18 protein-coding genes, 2 pseudogenes and 1 riboswitch are annotated in these 15543 nt (G+C 32.1%); of the genes and pseudogenes, 3 read left to right on the forward strand and 17 right to left on the reverse strand.

Features of this window, described 5'->3' with window-relative positions; translation table 11 throughout:
* Positions 1-42 precede the first annotated feature (42 nt).
* From BN2390_RS14130 to BN2390_RS14175, 10 genes are all read right to left on the reverse strand, one after another.
* Entirely contained in the window at positions 43-1374 is a 1332-nt protein-coding gene (locus BN2390_RS14130) for a sensor histidine kinase (RefSeq protein WP_053984970.1), read from the reverse strand.
* Positions 1371-2084 (reverse strand): LytR/AlgR family response regulator transcription factor, encoded by a 714-nt coding sequence (locus BN2390_RS14135; RefSeq protein ID WP_053984971.1) that lies wholly within the window; start codon positions 2082-2084, stop codon positions 1371-1373. Before BN2390_RS14135 ends, BN2390_RS14130 begins: the two co-directional genes overlap by 4 nt.
* A gap of 88 nt (positions 2085-2172) precedes the next feature.
* Positions 2173-2361: a hypothetical protein gene (locus BN2390_RS14140; RefSeq protein ID WP_053984972.1), complete on the reverse strand. Its 189-nt coding sequence runs from the start codon at positions 2359-2361 to the stop codon at positions 2173-2175.
* Between the two features lie 86 nt (positions 2362-2447).
* Positions 2448-3011 (reverse strand): bifunctional adenosylcobinamide kinase/adenosylcobinamide-phosphate guanylyltransferase, encoded by a 564-nt coding sequence (cobU, locus tag BN2390_RS14145; RefSeq protein ID WP_242847678.1) that lies wholly within the window; start codon positions 3009-3011, stop codon positions 2448-2450.
* A gap of 1 nt (position 3012) precedes the next feature.
* Positions 3013-3792, reverse strand: a complete 780-nt coding sequence (locus BN2390_RS14150) for an ABC transporter ATP-binding protein (protein ID WP_053984973.1) — start codon at positions 3790-3792, stop codon at positions 3013-3015.
* Positions 3789-4811, reverse strand: coding sequence for a FecCD family ABC transporter permease (locus BN2390_RS14155; protein WP_053984974.1), 1023 nt, complete (start codon positions 4809-4811; stop codon positions 3789-3791). Before BN2390_RS14155 ends, BN2390_RS14150 begins: the two co-directional genes overlap by 4 nt.
* 12 nt (positions 4812-4823) lie before the next feature.
* A complete protein-coding gene (locus BN2390_RS14160) occupies positions 4824-5807 on the reverse strand; it encodes an ABC transporter substrate-binding protein (RefSeq protein WP_053984975.1) in 984 nt (327 codons plus the stop codon).
* A gap of 28 nt (positions 5808-5835) precedes the next feature.
* Positions 5836-7377: a cobyric acid synthase gene (locus tag BN2390_RS14165; protein ID WP_053984976.1), complete on the reverse strand. Its 1542-nt coding sequence runs from the start codon at positions 7375-7377 to the stop codon at positions 5836-5838.
* Positions 7378-7490: 113 nt separating this feature from the next.
* Positions 7491-7664, reverse strand: a riboswitch (cobalamin riboswitch).
* 51 nt (positions 7665-7715) lie between these two features.
* Complete coding sequence (locus tag BN2390_RS14170; protein WP_053984977.1) at positions 7716-8276, reverse strand: CDP-alcohol phosphatidyltransferase family protein; 561 nt, start codon at positions 8274-8276, stop codon at positions 7716-7718.
* A gap of 133 nt (positions 8277-8409) precedes the next feature.
* On the reverse strand, positions 8410-8730 hold the full coding sequence (locus BN2390_RS14175; RefSeq protein WP_053984978.1) for a DUF1540 domain-containing protein: 321 nt from the start codon (positions 8728-8730) through the stop codon (positions 8410-8412).
* Between the two features lie 587 nt (positions 8731-9317).
* On the opposite strand from BN2390_RS14175, the pseudogene BN2390_RS22420 reads away from it, so the two are divergent.
* The 3 genes and pseudogenes from BN2390_RS22420 to BN2390_RS14180 form a co-directional block, all read left to right on the forward strand.
* A pseudogene (locus BN2390_RS22420) lies at positions 9318-9401 on the forward strand (helix-turn-helix domain-containing protein); the annotation flags it as partial.
* A gap of 15 nt (positions 9402-9416) precedes the next feature.
* Positions 9417-9593 carry a hypothetical protein gene (locus tag BN2390_RS22135; RefSeq protein WP_242847679.1) on the forward strand — a complete coding sequence of 59 codons (177 nt, stop codon included), beginning with the start codon at positions 9417-9419 and terminating at the stop codon, positions 9591-9593.
* 32 nt (positions 9594-9625) lie between these two features.
* Positions 9626-9874, forward strand: a pseudogene (locus BN2390_RS14180) (transposase); the annotation flags it as partial.
* Positions 9875-9984: 110 nt separating this feature from the next.
* Here the strand turns inward: BN2390_RS14180 and BN2390_RS14185 are convergent.
* The 7 genes from BN2390_RS14185 to BN2390_RS14215 form a co-directional block, all read right to left on the reverse strand.
* On the reverse strand, positions 9985-10512 hold the full coding sequence (locus BN2390_RS14185) for a hypothetical protein (RefSeq protein WP_053984980.1): 528 nt from the start codon (positions 10510-10512) through the stop codon (positions 9985-9987).
* A 15-nt stretch (positions 10513-10527) separates the two neighbouring features.
* On the reverse strand, positions 10528-10854 hold the full coding sequence (locus BN2390_RS14190) for a hypothetical protein (RefSeq protein WP_053984981.1): 327 nt from the start codon (positions 10852-10854) through the stop codon (positions 10528-10530).
* 62 nt (positions 10855-10916) lie between these two features.
* Positions 10917-12221 carry a hypothetical protein gene (locus BN2390_RS14195; RefSeq protein WP_053984982.1) on the reverse strand — a complete coding sequence of 435 codons (1305 nt, stop codon included), beginning with the start codon at positions 12219-12221 and terminating at the stop codon, positions 10917-10919.
* Positions 12222-13625: 1404 nt separating this feature from the next.
* Positions 13626-14318, reverse strand: coding sequence for a M15 family metallopeptidase (locus BN2390_RS14200; RefSeq protein WP_082238926.1), 693 nt, complete (start codon positions 14316-14318; stop codon positions 13626-13628).
* Entirely contained in the window at positions 14311-14751 is a 441-nt protein-coding gene (locus BN2390_RS14205; RefSeq protein WP_053984984.1) for a phage holin family protein, read from the reverse strand. The genes BN2390_RS14200 and BN2390_RS14205 overlap by 8 nt, the downstream gene beginning before the upstream one ends.
* Positions 14752-14849: 98 nt before the next feature.
* The gene (locus tag BN2390_RS14210) at positions 14850-15242 is read right to left on the reverse strand and encodes a hypothetical protein (RefSeq protein ID WP_053984985.1); all 393 of its coding nucleotides are present in this window, start codon (positions 15240-15242) and stop codon (positions 14850-14852) included.
* A gap of 49 nt (positions 15243-15291) precedes the next feature.
* Positions 15292-15510, reverse strand: a complete 219-nt coding sequence (locus tag BN2390_RS14215; RefSeq protein WP_053984986.1) for a hypothetical protein — start codon at positions 15508-15510, stop codon at positions 15292-15294.
* Positions 15511-15543 lie beyond the last annotated feature (33 nt).

Below are 15543 nucleotides of genomic sequence, written 5' to 3' on the forward strand. Positions count from 1 at the left end.
CATTCAATACTTCTGACATGATTGGACCAAAATCATACATAATTAGACTGTTTTAGTAAGAGGAAGAAAGATTTGAACATTAAAAGTTGTTGCATTATAGTTCACTTTCATTTCTCCCTCATACTTCTCTATAACATGACGTACATTGGATAAACCTATTCCATGTCCTGTTGAAGACGTCTTTGTTGTTATAAATCTTCCATTTTTCTCAATAATATTACCATTGCAGCTATTCATCACTTCAATAGCTATATACTGTTTGATCTGTTTAGTAATAATGAGAATTTCACGACTTTTAATATCATTTTTTCGGCAGGCTTCAATGGCATTATCAATTAAATTACTATAGATGACACATAAATCTATATCTTGTATGGCATTTAGAAGCTGTCCATCCACTTTCATGACCATGCTTATATCATAAGCTAACGCCATACCATACTTATCTGTTAAAATCGCATCTATAATAAGATGCCCAGTTCTAATCTGTCCACGCAACATAGCAATATCTTTCTCTAAAGAATGTAAATACTGATTAGCTTCAGTGCTATACCCTTCACGAATTAAATCGTGAACACATTGGAGATGGTTATGAATATCGTGCCAAATACGTCTAGTGGCCTCTTCCTTAGCTTCTTGGTTACGATAAAACTCATACTGTTGTTTAACATTTTCTTGACACATTAAATAAAATTGTTTCTCACGTTCATTCTTTATTAAAGTATCAAATACAGACCACGTTAAAATATTCACTAATAATAGCCCAATACTTATAAGTACTGAACTCACTGCATTAGCCACATTAAAACTTATACTTTGTATATTACATTGAATGACTAAATCAATCGTATAAAGGGTAATAATAGGTGCTACATGTAAAACAAGTTCTACAGGTGTAAAGCCCTTTTCCTTACGTTTTACAATACGGTAAATGGTATTAATCACCATAAAGCAAATGACCTTGCTCCCTATACCCATTAATGTCCAATAAGTTTCGTAAACAAGAGATGCTGGGGGATACAGTAATCTATATTTACCAAACAACATAATAGCAGCTACATCACTCAGAGAAATTATAATACCACATAATGCTACAACCAAAAGTCTCTTTCCAATACTTCCATTATAAAGTAATAAATGAAAAAGAAAAAAACAAGTTAAGACACTCAAAGCCGTTATAGGAGATGGTCCTATTACAATATTACACATACCCATCACTAAAATAATTAAGCCTATAGCTATTATTAATTGCCATTTATTAACGTCTTCTTTATTTTTCTCTTCTAGTAAAAGGTTTGCAATTCTACAAGAAACAACCAATTCAACTAAGCCTACTACTACTGTCCCAAGCTTTAAAAGGATGATTATATTCATGGTGTTCCTCCTAAATAGTGCATAAATCTTACTTTTACTTCTTTTTGTTTATACTTACTTAGAAAGACAGTTTGTCCATTTTCTAAAAAAACTTCATTTCCTTTAATCAGCTTTAACCTTGCCATATTTACAAGAAAACTACGATGGGTACGTATAAAACCAGACTTTAAAAGTTTTTCTTCCAGGGTATTAATATTATATTGGCATGTATACTGTTCACCATCTAAATAGATATTCGTCTTACGTATATTACTTTCTATATAATAGATATCTTTAAGCTTGAGTCTTAAATCTCCGCCAGTTGTAGGGAAAATAAAGGCGGGTTCATCATCTACTTGAATATGATTCATAATATCTTGCAACGTATGTATAAAGTCTATATGCTGTATAGGCTTTATAATATAGTCATAGGCGTGGATCTTATATCCTTCTAATGCATGACTTGTATCAGATGTAACAAAAATTATCATGACCTTTTCATCAATTGTACGAACATGTTTAGCTAATTCAATACCTGTCATTCCACCCATATAAACATCTAAGAACAATACATGGTAATGGGCACCATCCCATTGTTCTAAAAATGCTTCACCACTTGCATAGTCATCGACGCTAAGCTCTGCGCCTCTTTCTGCGGCAAATGCTGTAATATATCGCCGTAATTTTGCTCGCTCCTGCGAATCATCTTCGCAAATTGCAATTTTTATCATGTCTCTCACCATCTAGTCAAATTTTTTCAATTAACATTATAATTAAATCGTTTTCAAAAGTAAAGAAAAAGAGACTTTAGGTTCTAGCCTAAAATCTCTTTTTCTTTTCAAAACTCTTACACTTTATTTCATCTGTGGTGTGACCTATGCCTTGTTGTCTCTGGCATTCATGCACATGATACTCAACCACACGATTATCATGTGTGTAATAATGATAACGATTTTCCATATAATGCTTACAACCTATACATTGTTTTTTTTCAATGCATTGTTTCATGCTCTTCCCCCTGACCATTTAAACTCTAATAATATATTTATAATAAGCGTTATATTTTTAGACCAATCTTTTGGGGAAAGTTAAAATTATTTTATTTTCATAGGGATACCAGAAACTAAGAAATAAACTTCCTCAGCTTCTCTTGCTAAAAGTTGATTAATGCGTCCAGCAATATCTCTAAAAATACTACCTAAACGGTAGGCTGGTACGATGCCTAACCCTACTTCATTAGATACGAGAATAAATGCCTTGTTGGCCTTTTTACAGGCAGAAACAAATGCTAATACCTGTTTTGTAATATCTTGTTCCATTTGATCAATTGTGCCGCGATCGACATGATCAAAGTCTACCTGATATTCTAATAATAAGTTACTAACCATTAAAGTTACACAATCCATCATTACTACATTTGCCCCAATAAAATCAGGCTGTTCACTTAATGTCTCAAAATCTTTGTATTGCTCTAATGTATGCCAGTGACTGGGACGTGAAGCTTGATGTTTCTTGATACGGTCCTTCATGTCCTCATCAAAAGCAATAGATGTTGCCACATAAAGTACATCTCCACCTAATGTTTCATTAAGTACTCTTGCCTTTTCTTCAGCATATGAGCTTTTGCCACTTCTGGCGCCTCCTAATATAAGAATCATCTTAAGCCTCCTTCTCATTTGCTCTAGGAACAACATAAGTATTCCCATGATCGTGAATAATCTTTAGACGATGATGATACACTTGTTGTAGTATCTCACTTTCTAATACCTCTTGTCTAGATGCAGCAAGGAGCACCTCTCCCTCTTTGAGTAAAACAATTTCATCACAATATTGAAAAGCTAAATTCAAATCATGAATCACCATAATAATGGTCAATTGATGTTGATCTTTAATAGTCTTTAGTCTATTTAACAACTCTACACTATTATGCACATCTAGCATAGAAATAGGCTCATCCAATAAAAGTATAGGTGTCTCTTGGGCTAAAGCACGGCCAATAAAAACTTTCTGAGCTTCTCCTCCACTTAAGTTAAGCATAGAACGCTCACGTAGCTTTTCTAATGATAATTCATGAATAATACGTTCAATCACTGTTTCATCAGCTTTTGTTGTATGTCCCATATAATCTAAATAAGGATAACGTCCCATAGCGATCATTTCTTCAACTGTAAAGTCTAGATCTCTTGGATTTTCTTGAAAAACAAAGCTACACTGTTTGGCATATTCTTTGACTTTTACTTTCGTGACATCTTGATCTTTTAAAAACACTGTAGAGGAAGAAGGTTCAATAATACGCATCATATGCTTAAGTAATGTACTTTTCCCTGCACCATTAGGTCCAATAATGCCGTAGATCGTATGCGGTTTAAAAGTTAAAGATATGTCCTTTAAAATAGGTTTATCTCCAATCTGATAAGACAAATTTTGAACCTTAATCATAGCATGCTCCTTTTACGTTCTTTATAAATTAAATACATAAAGTATGGGGCACCAAATAAGGAGGTAATAATCCCTATTGGAATTTCCGAAGACCCAAGTAGTGCCCTAGATAGATTATCACAACATAGAACAAAAATCATGCCTAATAGCCCCGTAATGGGTAATGTCTTACGATAATTTGCTCCAAATAAAAGTCTTACCATATGTGGAATAATAAGCCCTACAAAACCAATGGTTCCTGTAAAACTTACGGTTGTCGCAATAAGTAAGCTACTTAGAATCAAGAAAACTTTTCTAAGTTTTAACACATCTACCCCCATAGCTTTGGCTGCATCTTCTCCCATCAATAACAAGTTAAGTTCTTTACGATAAAAGAAGAAACAACACAAAATAGGAAAGGTAAGAAGACTTAGTAATAAAACACGTGGGTAAGAGGCTCCACTAAGTGAGCCCATTCCCCAAGCAAATAAGGTTAAGTTTTTATTATCCGAATAAGTTCTTATTAAAGATAAGATAGCTGAAAAGAAATAATTAATGGCAAGACCTGATAATAGAAGCCTAATGGTAGACGTCTTCCCTTTTGTCCCTGCTAGGGTATTGACAAGTATATTGGCAACTAATGCACCTAAAAATGCATAGAGAGGTGAAAACCCGCCTAACATAAAGCCAATTCCAGCGCCTAATGAAGCCCCTGATGAAATTCCTAGCATAAAAGGGTCCGCCATATCATTTTTAAATAAGGCTTGGTAAATCGCGCCAGTTACAGCTAAATTGATTCCTGTTAAAAGGGCCATTAAAATACGTGGAATACGCAATTGGATAATCACCATTAACTGCCCAGCATCCACTAACTCTTTATAGTCTCCTCCGAGTAAACTATAAAATAATACTTTACATACATCAAAAGGATGGATTCTAGAAGCTCCAATTGCAATAGAAAGAATGGCAAGCACAAGGGTTACTACCGCAAGGATGCCATAAATTTTATAAAAGGTCTTGGCACTTTGTGGTTTTTTCATAACCGTCACACACTATTGTAATTCTGGATTAATGATTTGAGCAAGTTTGCTGAAAGCTTCTGCAAGACGAGGACCTTGTCTTGATATCATATCTTGATTAATTTCATAAATATGTCCTTCTTGTACTGCACGTAAATCTTTGTAGAACTCTGTTGTTTCAAAAGCTTCTTTAAGACCATTTCCAGCTGGTACAATAATCATATCTGGATCACCTTCTACGATTTTTTCTTTTGAGATACTCCATCCTTCTACATCTTTAGCAACGTTATCACCACCTGCTAATGTGATCATTTCACCAATAAATGTATCACCACCTGCTGTTGAGTCGCTATCTCCATACCATACTGCATAGTAAACGCGAGTTTTAACTTCTTTATTTAAAGCATTAACTTTATTCATCGTTTCTTCAATTTGTGCTTTCATTCCTGCAACAACTTGTTCAGCTTCTTTTGTACGACCTACAAGTAAACCAATATTTTCGATTGCTGAATAAGTGCCTTCAAAGTTTTCTTGTTCATTTAAGAATGCTACTGGAATATTTACTTCTCTTAATTTGCTAATGACTTCATCTGAAACATGAGTAGATGCTACAACAAGATCAGGTTGTAGGGCAACGATTGTTTCAACGTTTGGATTTGATGTGCCTCCTACATCTTGTGCCTCTGTAATAGCTTCTGGATAGTTACAGTATTTCGTACGACCTACTACTTTATCTGTTACACCAAGAGCACCTAAGATTTCTGTTGTGCTTGGTGCTAATGAAACGATTTTTTGTGGTTCTTCATTTAATGTAATTGTTGTACCTGTAGAATCTACAATACTTACTGGGTAAGTGGCTACTTCTGGGGTACTTTCTTCTACTGATGTATCTTCTGCACTGTCTTGTGCTGTTTCATTTTGTACAGGTGTTGGTTGTTCATTACTTGTACAACCTACTAAACTTAAACTAATGCAACTTGCAATAAGGAATGCTTGTAAAAATTTTCTTTTTTTCATGGGATATGTCCTCCTAAGATGTAATAAATTATTTAAATAAAATGGAATAAATTGTTTCGAGGTCTAAATGATCTCTTAATAAATTAGCTAATTGACTATATTGACTTTCTTTAAAAGCAGCATAATCGGTATGTGTACTTCCAGCAAGCTTAATGCTGTCTGCTCCAAGCCCTTTGGCACAGGCTAGTGCATTTAAAAATGGGAGTGTAAAGCTGAGTTTGTCAAAAATACCATGTATATAAGTACCATAAACCAATGCATCTGGATCATGATAACCCTCTATACGATGGTCTGCACTTCCTAATGTTTCGTTTAATGCCACAAAAGGTACAAGACTTTCATCATACCAAATGGTTTGACCCATGTGAATTTCATACCCTTCTATCGGTTGGTTTAAACACCCTTTTAAATGGCCCTTGTCACTTACTATATATCCCTTTACTTGTGTCATGGTCTTTTCAGTTTCAAATTGTGTATCAATAGATAGAAGATTTAGACCTTCTACTTCTCTTATGGTTGTTTCCATTAAGCTTGGATTATACAACTTACGACCTAGCATCTGATAACCGCCACAAATACCAAACAATGTTTTACCTGCTGCTTTATGCCTATGTAAAATAGGCACAAAACCTTCCTCTTTCAAGAAGTTCAAGTCATCGATTGTGTTTTTTGATCCTGGCAAAATGATTAAGTCTGCATCTTCTAGCTCATGAGGCTTGGATGCATAACTTACAGCTACTCCTTCTAAAGCAAATAGTCGATTAAAATCTGTAAAATTAGAAAGATGTGGAAGCCTTATAATCTTAATAATAAGTTTTTCTTCTAGTGTACTTGGATGTTGCTCAAAAACAGTACTTACACTATCTTCGTCTTCTAAAGCTAATTTAAAGTAAGGGATCACACCTAAAACTGGAATATGAATGATATCTTCTAACATCTTAAGTCCTGGCTTTAAGATTTCAAGATCACCTCTAAACTTATTAATGACAACACCTTTAACACGTTTACGTTCTTCTTCAGATAAAAGCATAAGGGTTCCAACTAAAGACGCAAATACGCCTCCCTTATCAATATCGCCAATTAAAATTACTGGGGAGTCAATAAGTTCTGCCATCCCCATATTAACGATATCTCCTTCTCTTAAATTGATTTCTGCCGGACTACCTGCCCCCTCTAAAACAACCACATCAAAATCATCTTCTAATTTTTCATATAATGTTTTAAGACGCTTTTTAAGTTCTGGCTTAAACTGTTGATATTCCATAGCTGTCATATCTTTAAAAACTTCACCTTCGATAATATATTGCGCTTTCATATCACCAGTTGGTTTAATCAGTATAGGATTCATAAGTGCATGGGGCTTAATACCAGCGGCTTCTGCCTGCATCACTTGTGCTCTCCCCATTTCTTTACCTTCTTCAGTAATATAAGAGTTCAAACTCATATTTTGTGATTTGTAAGGTGTTACCTTATATCCATCTTCATGAAGTACACGACATAGCCCTGCGACTAGTACACTTTTTCCAACAGATGAAGCTGTTCCTTGAAACATCACTCTCGGTTTATGCATATAATTCTCCTTTAATTTTTTACAATAAAAAAAGTTAGCAGAATATTCCTTCTACTAACTTGAATAGGCGTACAGAATTAACTTGTAAAGCATACGTCTTTCCCTCCGAAAGAATACGTTTAACTTATAAGGCAGGTCTCCTGGCTCGTAGTTCATCCTCCGGTGGCCTTACCATAAGTAACCTTACAGTGGCATTTTCACCTTCGTCCCTAGTAACAGTAGCGGGGGCTGCAGCTTTTAACTTTCCCTATTAAGCTTTTTCAAGCACCTTATAAGTGGATTATTATTGATATTGTCGGCTTATCATTACATATATTTACCAACTTGTCAAGTATGTATTACTGTTTATTCATGCGTATAAAGATAATCATGTACATAATAAAAGCAAAAATCAAAACACCCATTGTTATTAAGATCAATAGGTTAACAACAGTTGTACTAAGCATTGGTACTGCGATTAAAATAATCATTGCAAAATAAAATACTGCAGTAGAAACTTTTCCATACCATAGTGCGCCATTTAACTTTTTACCTTTACGATATAAGAATAAACAACTTAAACCTTGTGTCACTTCTTTTACAACAAAAATGATTGTTAACAAGAACGCCATATTGTAACGAAAAACAAGACACAGCACAATGGACGCTTGTGTAAGTTTATCTGCTAATGGATCAATAAATTTACCGAGTTCTGTGACTTGGTTGTACCTTCTAGCAATAAAGCCATCTAAAAAATCTGTTATTCCAGATAAAACTAAGATGCCAGCAGCTATTAAGCAATCTGTGGTCGTTGTCGCAGTAAAATAAGTCCAAATAAAAAGTGGAATCATTATAAGCCGCAAGTAACTTAAAAGGTTAGGAATACTTAAGGCTTCTTGTAAAAATTTTTCTTTTTTCATCTTATAAACTCCCCTTTTAGTATATTCCTTAAAACGGTATTTTATACTTTATTTTAAATAAGCCTATTATTATAGTATAAAAGGTATTCCTTAAGTTAGCAAGCTTAGCTTAAAGAATACCTTTTTACTGACTTTATTGAGCTTTAAAACTTGAACAACATGTTTCCACGTATGCGGCTGCATTTCCTGAACCTTCTACAGCAATACAATCTAACATGCATTGATCATTTTTATGATGTACACAAGTTGCAACAGTACAACTTACAGCTTTACAAGCTGATTTGTAAGCAGTATGTTCTGCTAAATTACTATAAGCATCTTCATTTAAAAAAGTACCACAACAAGTTGCTTCATCTACAACCGCTGCTTGTCCGCCAATTGCTACACGTTCTGCATAGCATACATGATCTTTATTGTAGGAACAGTTTGATACACTACATTTTACTTTTGTCATTGTAATCCTCCTAGCTGAAATAACGGTCTAATAATCCTTTGAAAGCACACCCATGACGTGCTTCATCTTAGAACTTTATATTTGACCTTTGATTTTTAAAACTTTTATAATATTCATCCCACACATTTGCCCACATCCTTATATTTTGTGGGCAAACTATAAGAATAGTATATCTCATCTATTTTTTATTATTCGTATCATATTTTAATTAAATACAAAAAAGAGACCAGTCCCTCAACTGATCTCTTTACCCCTTGATAGTACTTCTTTACTCCTTGAATATCTATTATGTAACCCTTTATCCCCACACATATTAAAACATAACATATGTTATGTTTTCAAGTTCGATTTTATAATGTGTTATAATATTATACATTCCATACATCTATCAAGGCAACATGCACCCCCTATATTACTTCATCGCATGTTGCCTTACTTTTTTATGTATGATAAATTAACATTTTAAGTGCAACACTTTCAAAACAATAAAAATAGCCTATATAGTTACGCTTATGTTAAAGTAAACTCACCACAAAATCACTTTAAAGGACATAAATATATGAGCTATCAACATATTACGTTGCTGTATAGCAAATTTTATTGAATTAGGTTGGAGTCTTAGGAAAATAGCCAATCATCTTAGTAGAAATGTTTCTACTATATCAAGAGAAGTTTCTCGTAATAAAATGAATCATAAATATAATGCTGCCATTGTACAAGAATCCTATGCTTTAAGGAGACAACATTATGGCCCTAAAGGAAAATATTCTCACAATCCTCTTATCATCTATGTAGCAAAACTTATGCCTAATAGACAATCTCAAACCTTTAAGTACTACGGCACTTTCCACGTAAACTTGTAAAAACTTTAACTGTTGATAGAGGGGAAGAATTTGCAGGGTATAGAAAGTTGGAAAATACTTTAAATACTGAAGTCTACTTTGCAGATCCTTATGCATCATGGCAAAGAGGAACAAATGGCCTCATTCGTGAATTTTATTCTAAGAAATATAACTTTAGTGGGACAACTCAAGATCATTTAAATAAGATAGTGGCTAAAATTAATAATAGACCTCAAAAATGTCTAGGATATAAGACACCTAACGAGGTCTTCTTAAGAGAGCTCAATGAATGTCGCACTTAACTTGACAAACTATCTTAAATAAAAAATAAAGGCAAGCCTAAGCCTGCCCTCGCCAATAAATTTTTTCACTTTCTTATTGCTTCTATTTAATTTATGATGTATCTCCTTAGTCAAGTTTTTCTTTTATTCATATATGGTGAATTCCCAATATCTTTATGATATATATATGTAATTACTTCATTTTTAGATTCGTAGATTTTATTAATGGCTTCACTAGAACTGCCATCCACAATAGCCTCCGTAAGCTCATCTCTTAAATTTTCTGTATTTATTCTAATTTTTTTTTCTAATTCTGGATCTATTATTTCAATCATCTTACATACACCTGTATAAAACTCATAATTTAACGTGCTTAATCTATCTATTTGCTTTCTAATAGCTTTCTTAGACTTACCAGCATTCTTTAGTACCTTTATATTTTCATCATAAAAATGTAATATTTTATCATAATTTTCTTCTAATAGTAATTTACGCATCCAATATTGTCTAACAGTAGCTTCATATTCCTTCTTGTAACGCACTTTATCATTTGTAAAAATATATACTATAACACATATATTTAAAAATGCTATAATTAAATCTAAAATTGTATAAACATCTAGTCCTGTCTCTTGCAATAACTCAATAGTTATACTCATAAATATTCCTCTTAATTATTTATCAAATTCCTTTTTAGCTCTAGCTATACCTTCTTCAATATTTCTTCTAATGATATTATTACATATAAATTTATACTTTTCTCTAAACTTATCTTCTCCTAATTTTTGGTAACTCAAACTAAACATCCCTAAGAAAAATGAAGGATTTATACTATATATTTTCTCACTTATTTCTATATTGATAATGTTATTACTAGTATCTAATTGATCAAGATTTGCTTTTTGTCTAGCTATCTTACCCTCATCTCTTCCTGATAAAATTTTTGAACCCTCTTTTAACATTTTGTCTAATTTTATTATTTTTTGATTATTTAGGCTCATACTTTACACTCTCTTTCAAATTATCTTATTAAAACATATGCTAATTAAATCAACATATGTTCTTATTTTTTATCTTCTTTAATTTTTTTTATATATTTTTCATCTAATGGAAATTTCATTTCTATAATTGTTCCTGGGAAAAAATTTTTCAACACCCTTATGTTCTCACTATCAGGTTTTTCTAATAAACTATTTTCTTTATTAAATGCAATACTTTTAAAGCCTTGCCCAAGAATTTCATTTTTTTCTTTACCTAATGAATACTTATTATTTAATATAATTTGAGTCGATCCAGAAGTAATACTCATAATTGCTTGTTCACCAATTCTATTTCCTGAAATAGACTTAAAAGCTTCTAGTAAAGTTATGGTTCCTGTACCATGTGTCTTATCTTGATGTTTTAATCTGCTAATTCCTTCTTGCAATGCTACCAATGTCCAAATAGACTCTTTTGTACTATTTCCTCTTTCTATATTATTACTATGAGCATTTGTAATTTTCTCCAATATTTCATTAACATATTCATCTGTTGTATCTTGTAACCCTTGATATATTGTCTTTCCATAATTAAATATAACTAGATGACATTCTCCATATCCTTCTTCGTGATGGTAATAATGTCCTAATGCATACCATCTTAAATATTCTTCATTCAATTTACGAATTTGTATTTTTGCATGTTTACTGCAATTATCTAGGATTTCACCTAAAAAATTACTCACCAAACTATAGCCTTCCATTTCTAATGTAAAATTATTTTGTTCTAGACACTCAACAAAATAGTCTGTAATTTTAGTAGCTGCTCTAGCAGAATCCGAGTGGCTTCCTTTTAATAAATCTAATGTTACTATATTTTCTCTAGTTGGTAAGTTGAATCCTAAATGTTTAACTATTCCACTAGCCTCTAACAAAGCCTTAATTCTATCATCAGCCCCTTCAACAGTACCTTTAAAATCAACGGGATTCCTACTCTTCTTTCTACTTGACTCTAATTCTAGTATTATCGTATCCATTATTGTTGATGCAGCGATTCCTATTTCCTTGCAATTAATATGTTTAATATGTATTTCTTTAATATTAGGTTTTTTATTCAAGAAAACAATCCGTTGTAATACATTTAAAGTTTCATCCGGATTACTAGTAATACTAAATACTTTGGGTATATAAATAGTTGCTATTCTATTGTTCAGTCCTCTGCTTTTTTGAGTAAAATTATTTTCTTGTAAAAAAAAGATATCGCTTATAGAATTATTCCTAATAGTTAATGGCTTTTTAGATCTCATTTTTGCTCGCTTTTTATATACTTTCCGAGTTCTCCTTTTATATATTAAAAGTTTCTTATATCTGTAGTATGATCGCTTTTTCACATTCTATCTCCTTATAAAAATTTACCTTTTGAGGATAATTATGACGTAATTTTATATAATTATACTAGTATTAAATAATTTTGTCAGTATTTTAAAAGAGTTTTAGAAAATATTTATATAGAGTAGCATTTAAATAACAAATCAATATTGAACTAAAATCTCTTAAAACAGTATTCTATTTAATCCATAAAAAGCGTTCTACTTTTAATAGTCAGTTGCTTTTTATCTTGTATCATTATATCTTATTTTTGTCTTTAATTCATGTTATTTTTAGTTTTCGAGATGCTGCAAAAAGGTAGCCTTTCATGGCTACTTTTTTTGTTGTTTACTACAATATCTTTACTGTTTACACCGAATTATATTTTAGTTTTTCATTCTATGATAGCATTTAGCTAACAAGCTATTGAATAACATCAAAATTCAGTATACTACACGTTGTCTTTTCCATGAGCCACAATAGCTTGTTGCCTTTTAATGATTAGTAACAAAAAGAGTAGTCTCCCCAAAGGCTACTCTTTTTTGTTATTCATTATAATATTTATATGTTTTACACCACGTTATCCCTTTCTCACCTTATTCTATGGTAGCATTTAACTAACAAGCTATTCAACCGTTTTAAAATACTACAAAACACTTCGTATTTTTTAATTTCTTATGAATCCCGATAGCTTATTATGCCAAATAATGTAGTAAAATAAAGTACAAAAAGAGTAGTCTTTCCAGATGTGGCTACTCTTTTTTTGCATACTCACTTATTGTTGCTGTAGATATAGGTCTATTAACTACAAAATCCAGCTTCTATTAAAAAAGTGACTTTTATTTTAATTGCTGTTAAATAGCAACATCTATAAATGACAAAAAATAGAACCTTACCTTAAGTCGACTACGGCACATGTAGCTTATAATTTCTTGCGAGCATTAAGGACTTACACTGGTTTTAATATTTGAGATAGCAGATTACTTACGCCAGTAATCGGGCAGCTCTTGTAGTTTTAGGTCCCCAAGTGAGAATATGGCGCTATCTCATTGCTATACGGATTACTAATCCTAATGATCATATAATAATATATTAGCAGAATTTATATTTTTATCTATAATTTTTCATAACAAATTCAAATTTTCCATTTCCCCATCTACACTTGTTATTCGTTTCATCATTTCAACATTTTATAGCATATATTTTATATTTATCTGCATACATGATATTATCAACTTGCGAGTTATTGAGTTGAGTTATTCTATCTTTTCATTCTCTAATAACTCGCTCTTTCTGGGGGAACTAAACGTTTTATGTCAAAGGAGCAGTTTATACACTGCTCCTTTTTTCATGACTTCATGAATTTTTAATTCTATTAATATAGCTCTATTAAGCAAAAAAATAAAAGGTAGAGTCTAAGCCCTACCTTACAATCTACCAGCATATTTAATTAAAAGACTTCTTACATGATTCACGTTATACTTGCCTGTATTCCAAAGTGTAGCATCTGATATGACGTTTTCTTTCATAAGCCTATCTATTCCACCCAACTTACTCAGCAACGCTGGTACGTTCTTTAAATTAATCCTGTCTAGCCTATTCCAGCTTGCATCATTTATCTGCACACCACTATCAATGATTTTAGTTACTGCCTTTTTTAGTTCTGGATCTTCTTTTATCACTGGTTCTTTCCAACCTTTAGGCACTTGAACATGTGGTGAATCTCCAAATGCTCCACCCCATTCTAACCCTAAATCAGATACGATCTTTCCACATTTATTAAAGAATACTTTATCACTATACTCTTGCCCTTTTACATTCTTACAGAAGTCAAAAGCCATACCACCTAAATGATTACTATCTAAAGTCCAAGTAACTTGCTTCTGTGATGGATTAGCATATTTCTCAGCAAATGTTACAGGTATGCCCATAGCTTTTGCTTGTGATACTGTTCTACCTTGGCATGCTAAATAGTACTGTCTTTCTTTTGTTCTTAATGTCTCTACTATGAGCACATTTAATTTTTGTCTTTGGCATTCTTCCATAAAAAGAGCACAAGCCTTTTGAGCCTGTGCTGATAATTGTTTTATATCTCTACATTGTTTTGTTAAATCACTCATTTTCATTTACCTTTCCTTCATCTGCTAATCTATTTTTTACTTCTAAAATATCTACTAAAACCTTAGGAATTTTCAAACCTAGTAGCGCCGCATTTTCAATAATAGAAATCCCCTCTGTTGTAATATAAAACCAAAGTGTTGCTGTTCGAATCATTCCACCCGTATTAAACATCTGGTCACATACATTGGCCACAATCAAAACCATAAACATATTTCCTTTTTTCTCTAATCCTTCAGCTGCTGCTCTGGAGCTCAATCTACCATTTTTAGTTTTATCACTTTTACCTCTATAGGCCTTTCTTAATCCCATATAAAAATCAACTGCCGATAACAGCAATAGAAATAAAATAAGCTTATCTGCTACCCCAAACAAAAATGTAAATACCGCTGCAATAAAAGCTATTAATATCTCAAAAACTCTTTCAATATTCATCTTTTCTCTCCTTATTTTATGTGTTTAGGCACTAAAAAGAGCACCTCAAATGAGATGCTCTAAATTCTGTGTTTATTTTCATACGTTATATCTTTAATCTAATTATTTTCTTTACTTATTATACTTTTCACTACACTCCATATGGATATTAGTGTTAATATAGCACCAAGTATAGTTCCTATTGTTATTAAAACAAAAGACAAACTACCATCTAATAATATTGGTAACATAAATACCAACAGAGCTAAAAGGGGCAAGTTCTTGTTAAGTCCTTTAACTACTCCTTTTTTCCCTACAAAATAATATATAATGCTTAACACTAAAAGCATTGGGACCGAAATCATTACTATTACCAAAAATTGAGTTCCTGAATTTTCATGCCAAGAAACTTGTGGGTAGTATGAAGTATATACATATTCAGATAGTAAGATCGTCATAAATAATATACTATTTAGTACTAATAATAATATTTTACTTTTAATATTTCTCATCAAATCACATCCTTAGTCAATAATATTTATTATATAACATATCATTGTTTTATCCTACTAATCCAAGTTCCTTTTTGACTTCTTCTTGATACTTTTCTGGAATAACTTTTTCCCCTATTCCTTCTAACTGCCATTCATAATCAGCAACTAGTACTACACAAATCTCTGTTTGTTGTGCAGCTGGACACTTTTCTACTTTCTTTCTTCCTGCATCTACTAATCTTGCATTTGCTCTTACTTGTACTGGATATTGTGCTGTATCAATCATTGTGATACCTCCTTTAAATTATTTTATTTATAT

The sequence above is a fragment of the Niameybacter massiliensis genome, from assembly GCF_001282685.1.
GTDB classification, from domain to species: domain Bacteria; phylum Bacillota; class Clostridia; order Lachnospirales; family Cellulosilyticaceae; genus Holtiella; species Holtiella tumoricola.

Bases quoted from the DNA above. Each gene is read 5' to 3' on its own strand.
- BN2390_RS14190 (WP_053984981.1), bottom strand. From the start codon at position 10,854: ATGAGCCTAAATAATCAAAAAATAATAAAATTAGACAAAATGTTAAAA.
- BN2390_RS14150 (WP_053984973.1), bottom strand. From the start codon at position 3,792: ATGATTAAGGTTCAAAATTTGTCTTATCAGATTGGAGATAAACCTATT.
- BN2390_RS22135 (WP_242847679.1), top strand. From the start codon at position 9,417: ATGAATCATAAATATAATGCTGCCATTGTACAAGAATCCTATGCTTTA.
- BN2390_RS14155 (WP_053984974.1), bottom strand. From the start codon at position 4,811: ATGAAAAAACCACAAAGTGCCAAGACCTTTTATAAAATTTATGGCATC.
- BN2390_RS14135 (WP_053984971.1), bottom strand. From the start codon at position 2,084: ATGATAAAAATTGCAATTTGCGAAGATGATTCGCAGGAGCGAGCAAAA.
- BN2390_RS14200 (WP_082238926.1), bottom strand. From the start codon at position 14,318: ATGAGTGATTTAACAAAACAATGTAGAGATATAAAACAATTATCAGCA.
- BN2390_RS14175 (WP_053984978.1), bottom strand. From the start codon at position 8,730: ATGACAAAAGTAAAATGTAGTGTATCAAACTGTTCCTACAATAAAGAT.
- BN2390_RS14140 (WP_053984972.1), bottom strand. From the start codon at position 2,361: ATGAAACAATGCATTGAAAAAAAACAATGTATAGGTTGTAAGCATTAT.
- BN2390_RS14170 (WP_053984977.1), bottom strand. From the start codon at position 8,276: ATGAAAAAAGAAAAATTTTTACAAGAAGCCTTAAGTATTCCTAACCTT.
- BN2390_RS14130 (WP_053984970.1), bottom strand. From the start codon at position 1,374: ATGAATATAATCATCCTTTTAAAGCTTGGGACAGTAGTAGTAGGCTTA.
- BN2390_RS14210 (WP_053984985.1), bottom strand. From the start codon at position 15,242: ATGAGAAATATTAAAAGTAAAATATTATTATTAGTACTAAATAGTATA.
- BN2390_RS14160 (WP_053984975.1), bottom strand. From the start codon at position 5,807: ATGAAAAAAAGAAAATTTTTACAAGCATTCCTTATTGCAAGTTGCATT.
- BN2390_RS14205 (WP_053984984.1), bottom strand. From the start codon at position 14,751: ATGAATATTGAAAGAGTTTTTGAGATATTAATAGCTTTTATTGCAGCG.
- BN2390_RS14215 (WP_053984986.1), bottom strand. From the start codon at position 15,510: ATGATTGATACAGCACAATATCCAGTACAAGTAAGAGCAAATGCAAGA.
- BN2390_RS14185 (WP_053984980.1), bottom strand. From the start codon at position 10,512: ATGAGTATAACTATTGAGTTATTGCAAGAGACAGGACTAGATGTTTAT.
- cobU (WP_242847678.1), bottom strand. From the start codon at position 3,011: ATGATTCTTATATTAGGAGGCGCCAGAAGTGGCAAAAGCTCATATGCT.
- BN2390_RS14165 (WP_053984976.1), bottom strand. From the start codon at position 7,377: ATGCATAAACCGAGAGTGATGTTTCAAGGAACAGCTTCATCTGTTGGA.